Source organism: Mesorhizobium sp. P5_C1, assembly GCF_054049815.1.
Genome location: NZ_JBFULQ010000326.1, coordinates 1 through 6,404, shown reverse-complemented (window position 1 = coordinate 6,404; position 6,404 = coordinate 1). Strand labels below are relative to the sequence as shown.

The window sequence follows — 6,404 nt, the reverse complement described above, 5'->3', positions numbered from 1 at the left end:
GAGATGCGCCATGGATGACAGCGAAGACGAGCGCTATCGCGCGCCGGCGCTCGACAAGGGGCTCGACATCCTCGAACTGCTGGCCGGCGTGGACGGCGGCCTGACGCAAGCCGAAATCGCCAAGAAACTCGACCGCAGCCCCAACGAATTCTACCGCATGCTCGACCGGCTGGTGCGGCGCGGCTATGTCACCCGGCTGGATGGCGACCGCTATTCGCTGACGCTGAAGTTGTTTGGCCTGGCGCAACTGCATGCGCCGGTGCGGCGGCTGGTTTCCTACGCAACGCCGCTGATGCGCGAGCTGGCAGAGACATCGCAGCAGGCCAACCAACTCGTTGTTTTTGATCGTGGTTCCGCCGTCGTGATCGCCCAGCAGGAGGCACCGAACTACTGGGGAATCTCGATCCGCGTCGGCTCGCACATCAGCCTGTTCGACACCGGCTCGGGCCATGTGTTGCTCGCCTTCCGCTCCCAGGAAGAGCGGCAGATGATGATTTCCGAGCACGTCCGCAGCACCGACAAGACCGCGCAATCGGCCGAGTTCTTCGCCCGGCTCGACCAGATCCGCGACCGTGGTTACGAGATGATGGCTTCGATGCAGACCGCCGGTGTCTTCAACCTGTCGGCCCCGGTGCGGAGTTCCGACGGCAAGGCGATCGCGGCACTGTCGATTCCCTACATCACCGTCGTCAACGCGCCCTCCGCGCCTGACATCACCAGGACCATCGAACTGTTGCTGGTCACGGCCGAAAAGCTGTCGCACCTGGCCGGATCGGCGGTCGGATCGTCGACATGAATTCTTATTTGAATGAAGAATTCCTCCGTGAGATGATCTGACGACCCAAGAGGAGGAGCTACAGTGATCGTCGATACCCATCTGCATCTCATCGATCGTTCGGTGCTGCGCTATCCCTGGCTTGCCGGCGTGCCGGCGCTTGACCGCGATTTTTCCTATGAGGAATACGCCGTGGAGGCCCACCGCGTCGGCGTCGGGCGCGTGCTGCATATGGAGGTCGACGTCGATCCGGCGGACATCGAAGCCGAGACCACTCGTGTCGAAAAGTTGTCGATGCAGCCCGGCAGCATGCTGGCCGGTGCGATCGCGTCCTGCCGGCCGGAACAAGCAGACTTTGCCGCCTATCTCGAGCGGCAGCGGGCAGATCCCTTCGTGAAGGGTTTCCGCCGCGTCCTCCATGTCGTACCCGACGATCTCTCGGAAGGCCCGTTGTTTCGGGACAACATCAAGCGGCTTGGCGGCAGCGGGTTGACCTTCGATCTGGTCGTGCTGCCGCACCAGATTCCCAGGGCGATCGCGCTTGTTGACCTGGCGCCAGATGTCCAGTTCGTGCTCGACCATTGCGGTGTCCCCGATATCAAGGGCAATGGCGAACATCCATGGCGCGAACACATGAGCGAGATCGCGCGCCGCCCGAATGTCATGGCCAAGATTTCCGGCATCGTCGCCTATGCCGATCCCGGCAGTTGGACGGCCGGGACGCTGCGGCCCTATGTCGAACACACCATCGATGCGTTCGGCTGGGACCGCGTTGTCTGGGGCAGCGACTGGCCGGTCTGCACGCTTGGTGGCGGCCTCTCGACCTGGGTGGCGGCGACCCATGCGCTGCTGTCAGGTTGCAGCGTCGATGAACGCGACAGGCTCTTGTTCGCGAATGCCCGCAAGCTGTGGCGGCTCGACTAGCTGGGTTCGTTCGTTCTCGCCTCAGCGCGGGACACCTGCACCGGAACACTTTCCCGGAACAGGCGATTGAGATCGGCAACGACCTGGCCAGCCCGGTGGCTGGATGTCAGGCCGGCGACGATGCGGTCGGACGCCGCCTGCTGGAACGCCATGTAACCATCATGGCGCGGGCGCACCCATGAGCCTTCCAGCGTCACGCGCGTATCGCGATAAAAGTTGCCGGTGGCGGCGTTGACCTCCTGATCTTCCCATGCCGCGGCATGGCCGGGCTGGCCGCCCGCGGCGGCATAGGCACCGCGCTGGACATCGCTACCGGCGACCCAGTAGGCGAAGTCGATCGCCGCATCCTTTGCCTTGGAAAAGGCTGAAACCGCTATGCCGGTGCCGCCAAGCGCCGAACCGATGGGACCGCCGGCGCCGATGACCGGGATATCGGCGAAGGCAAGGCGGTGCGCGCGGAACCCAGCCATCGCATAGGAGACGTAACCATAGATCAGCGGCGCGCAGACGATTCTGGAATCCGTCTCTGCCATGCGCTCCGAGACGGCGATCGGATCCATGTCAAAGCAGGCCGGGTCGACCAGCGCGGCGATCTCGCGCATAGCCTCGAAGACGTCGCTGCCGGTCTCAATGTCGATGAGATCGTGGGAGGGATCGGTCGCGCAGGCATGACCGAGATTGCCGGCAAGCGTGTAGAAGACCATCAGCGCGTGGGGCGGCCGCAACGGCAACAGCACGCGGCCTTGCCCGGCGAGATCGAGCACCTCGCTCCAACGCGATGGCGGCGCACCGAGTGCATCCGGTCGCCAGGCCTGGACCTGGCTGGCCGCATCGATTGGGAACGCCCACTGCCGTCCCTGCCAGTTGTAGCTCGGATAGGATTTTCCGGCGCTGCCCGAGGCAAGGGCCGCGCGCTCCGCCTCGCGGCCGGTGACGTCGAGCGGCTCGAGGCAGCGCTCCGCCGTGATCTGGCCGACATGCGGATGATCGATGACGATGAGGTCATAGGCCCGCGCCAGTTCCTCGACCGGGAAGGACTCGAAATCCTGCAGCGAACGCTTGTCCCATTCGATGGCGACCCCGGTGTTCTGCTTCCATAGCGACGAGCAGGCGACCATCGGATCGTAGCCGCGCGGATGGCTCCAGGTCATGCCCCTGAGAGTGGGCGCGAGTGTGGTCACAGCCCGAACTCCTCGCGGATCGCAGCGCTATGCTCGCCGATGCGCGGTGCCGCCCGGTCGACCTTGGCTCTGACACCGTCGACCCTGAGCGGCGAACTGGTGGTAAGGATCGAGACGTCGTCCTCGCGCGTCACCGTCTGCAGCATGTCGAGCGACTGGAACCCTTCGCTTGCCAGCATTTCCGGCCAGGTCAGTACCTTGGCGCACCAGATGTCGGCCGGCTCCAGGATATCAAGCCACTCGTCGATGGTCTTGGTAGCGATCCTTTGTGCGATGATCGCCTTGATGTCGTCGCGCGCCGTGAACCACGATGCCGGTTTGTCGCGATAGGGCGCCAGTTCGCCAAGCGACAACAGATCGGCCAGCTTGGGGATCGGCGTCATGGCGATGGCGAGATAACCGTCCTTGGCGGGGTAAACGCCGTAAGGCGCAGAAAGATAGGCATGCGCGCTGCGGAAGTTGGAGCGTCGGGGCAAGCGACGGCCGTCGTTGAGATGCGTGGTCAGCACCTCGAACTGGAAATCGACCAGCGCTTCCAGCAGGCTGGTTTCGATATGGCTTCCCTGGCCGGTGATGCCGCGCCGCACCAGCGCCGCCAGGATGCCCTGTGCGCAGGCGGCACCGGCCAGCATGTCGCCGATGGCGAGGCCGAAGGGCACCGGGCCCTGGTCTTCGTCGCCGTTCAGCCACATCACACCGGAGCGCGACTGCGCCAGCAGATCCTGGCCCGGCCGCTTGACCCAGGGGCCGTCCTCGCCATAGCCGCTGATCGAGGCGTAGACCAGACGCGGGTTGATCTTGCGGACGGCTTCGTAGTCGAGGCCGAGCCGCTCGATGACGCCCGGCCGGAAATTCTGGATCAGCACATCGGCATTGGCCAGCAGGCCGCGCAGCACCTTGAGGTCGGTCTCGTTCTTAAGGTCGATGGCGAAACTTTCCTTGGCCCGGTTGATGGCATGGAAGATGGTGGAATCGCCGCCGATCTCGGTGTCGCTGAGGTAGAGCCGGCGCGACAGGTCGCCGCCATCCGGACGCTCGATCTTGATGACGCGGGCGCCGAGGTCGAGCAGCCTGAGCGAGCAATAAGGCCCGGACAGGAACTGGCTCATGTCGACGACGACGAGACCGGCAAGCGGCAATTCGGCTGCTACCGGCATCGCTATTTCTCCGTCTTGCCGACAAAGTCGGCCGGGTTTCGGTACTTCACCGTCTGCAGATGCTCGCAGTAGAGAACGAGTTCGCCTTCGCCCTTGAACACCTCGTAGCTGGCGCGGATCAGCCCCATCTCCTTGTAGCGCGGCTTCTTGTCGAGGTTGGAGCGGATCGAATAAATCGTATCGCCAATGAAGACAGGCTTTATGAAGCGGAGCTTGTCGTAGCCATAGGAAAAGGCGTTGATGCAATTGGTGGCGACCAGCCCGAGGCCAGCCGAGAACACGAAAGCACCGGCGATCAGCCGCTTGCCGAAAATGCCTTCCGTCTCGGCAAACATCTGGTCCTGCACATAGGGGTGGATGTCGAGCACCAGCGTGTTGAACAGGTGGCTGTCGCCTTCCGCCATGGTGCGCCGCAATGAGCGAATTTTTTGACCGACCGGCCAGTCCTCATAGAACCAGTTCTCGGCGTTCCACACCGGCAGGGCGGCGTGATCCTCGGGCATGTTGGCGGGGTGCGTCGAGGCGACGCCGACGGTGTGCGCGAAGTCGTTCATGGTTGGCTCCGCCAGCCCTGTGGCGGGCACCGCAGAGGTGCTGGAGCACGCATCAAAGCGCCTGAAAGCACGACGTCTCCTCCGTCAATCTTCTTTTGTAAATAGTATTTTCACATATGGGATTCCGTTGCAAGCGCGTCTCGGCGAAATCTTGACTGTCCCCGCGCGCCGAAGCGTTGGCGGGCAGCGAGGAAAACTTGCACAATGCCTGTCTGATCTTCGTCGGCAGCCTGAACCGTGAGGCGCCGTATTTTCAGGGCGCGCGGTGTCGGTTTCGGTGTCTACAGCTTCGACGAAGCGACGCTGGAAACGCGAAAACTGGGCCGAGACCAATGACGTCAACCCGACATTCCTCGCGGTGACACCGGACGGCTCGCGCATCTATGCCAATTCAGAAGCCTCGGAACAAACTGGCCGGGGCTCAAGCCTGTTGGATTGCCGAGAGCTTCCAGTTCGAGCCGTTCTCCCGCATGAATGTCCACAGCTCGGTCGTCTCTGTCGGATGCTCATCGTCGCCTTCGACGACCTTGCCGGTGGCCCGTTGGCGCATCACGTCACGAGATTCGTAGCGCAGTGCGGCCGTGGCGTAGTCGCGGTCATCCTCGCGCCAGCTTTCCGCGATGTCGGCCTGCAGCAAAGTGATGTCCGATACGTCGTTCCTGAGACCCTTCTGGGCATTGTCGGCCAGCTCTTCGGACAAATAGGACACCATCTCGGGGGTCGTCGCCCGGCGCAGGGCGGCATGGTCTTCGCGCCCGAATGCTTCCTGGACGTCGGTCAACAGCTGCTGGAATGCGTCAAGATCGGTCTGAGCCAGCGTGATCTCCTCCGAACCGGTGGCTGGAGAGCCTCCGCCCGAACCGCCACCAAAGCCGGGAATTGTAAAGGAGCGTGCCGTGTCCGCCTGTTGCTGTGCCGTTGCGCGGTTCTCAAATCTCGAAACTTGAGCATTGGAAGATTGGGCATCGGAAGTTTGGCCATTGCCGGCACCCGCGAGCACAGGGCCACGCGCGGATTGCGACCGGAAAAAGCGAATGGCCAGCATGATTGCGCCACCTATCAGCAGGGCCTGAAGCAGGAAGCCGAACATGCCGGCCAGGCCGCCGAAGCCTTGGCCGACGAGCAGGCCGATCAGGCCACCGAGCAGCAGGCCGCGCATCATCGTTCCACCGAAGCCGCTCATGAAACCGGGCCTCTGCAGGCCGGCCTGCGGTTGCCGCACCGGAGTGTTCACGCCGGTGTTGGGCGTCATCGAACGCTCGACCGGAGCGATCGGCGCTGGTGCCGTTCTGGTCGGCGGTGCCGATTGGAACGTACGTGTGCCACGGCTGCCGAAACTGCCGCCGCGACGAGCCTCGGCGTGATCCATCGCGACCATGGAGAATGCAAGGACCAGCCCTGCAATCAGGGCGGCAAATCGGCTTGAGCGAGACATCATCGGGGGTGGCCTTTTTTCGATGTGGTTTCGGAAATTTTCAGCAAACGCCGGCCCGGACGCCGGACATCATGCGATCAGTCGAACAATTCTTCGAAGAATGATTTCTTCCGCTTGGGATAGCGGTGGCCCTGCGAGCGGGAATAATCGTCATCGCGCCCTTGGCCATGTTGCGGTTGGGAGAACGCTGCCGGCTGTGGCTGTTGCACAGGCGCGGCGTCCCTGCCGGAACGCTCGATGATCTTGTCGAGTTCGCCGCGATCAAGCCAGACGCCTCGGCACTGCGGACAATAATCGATCTCGATCCCCTGGCGTTCGCTCATCACGAGCGCAACGCGGCAGGAGGGGCAAACCAAACCAAGGAGGGAAGATGTCATG

The 6,404-nt window shown here is 63.2% G+C and carries 7 protein-coding genes; 2 read left to right on the top strand and 5 right to left on the bottom strand.

Annotated features, from left to right (window positions below; genetic code table 11):
* The first annotated feature begins 10 nt into the window (after positions 1-10).
* Together ACXJ7R_RS21975 and ACXJ7R_RS21970 are read left to right on the top strand one after the other, a co-directional pair.
* Positions 11-796: an IclR family transcriptional regulator gene (locus ACXJ7R_RS21975; RefSeq protein WP_184871614.1), complete on the top strand. Its 786-nt coding sequence runs from the start codon at positions 11-13 to the stop codon at positions 794-796.
* Between the two features lie 63 nt (positions 797-859).
* Positions 860-1,699, top strand: a complete 840-nt coding sequence (locus ACXJ7R_RS21970) for an amidohydrolase family protein (protein WP_457153688.1) — start codon at positions 860-862, stop codon at positions 1,697-1,699.
* On the opposite strand, the gene ACXJ7R_RS21965 is transcribed toward ACXJ7R_RS21970, so the two are convergent.
* The 5 genes from ACXJ7R_RS21965 to ACXJ7R_RS21945 form a co-directional block, all read right to left on the bottom strand.
* Entirely contained in the window at positions 1,696-2,850 is a 1,155-nt protein-coding gene (locus ACXJ7R_RS21965; RefSeq protein WP_457153689.1) for an extracellular solute-binding protein, read from the bottom strand. The genes ACXJ7R_RS21970 and ACXJ7R_RS21965 overlap by 4 nt on opposite strands.
* Positions 2,851-2,876: 26 nt before the next feature.
* Positions 2,877-4,037 carry a CaiB/BaiF CoA transferase family protein gene (locus ACXJ7R_RS21960; protein ID WP_457153687.1) on the bottom strand — a complete coding sequence of 387 codons (1,161 nt, stop codon included), beginning with the start codon at positions 4,035-4,037 and terminating at the stop codon, positions 2,877-2,879.
* A gap of 2 nt (positions 4,038-4,039) precedes the next feature.
* Positions 4,040-4,591, bottom strand: a complete 552-nt coding sequence (locus ACXJ7R_RS21955) for a MaoC family dehydratase (protein ID WP_457153686.1) — start codon at positions 4,589-4,591, stop codon at positions 4,040-4,042.
* A gap of 421 nt (positions 4,592-5,012) precedes the next feature.
* Positions 5,013-6,029, bottom strand: coding sequence for a Tim44 domain-containing protein (locus tag ACXJ7R_RS21950; RefSeq protein WP_457153685.1), 1,017 nt, complete (start codon positions 6,027-6,029; stop codon positions 5,013-5,015).
* A gap of 74 nt (positions 6,030-6,103) precedes the next feature.
* Complete coding sequence (locus tag ACXJ7R_RS21945; RefSeq protein ID WP_095081108.1) at positions 6,104-6,403, bottom strand: TFIIB-type zinc ribbon-containing protein; 300 nt, start codon at positions 6,401-6,403, stop codon at positions 6,104-6,106.
* Position 6,404: the final 1 nt, after the last annotated feature.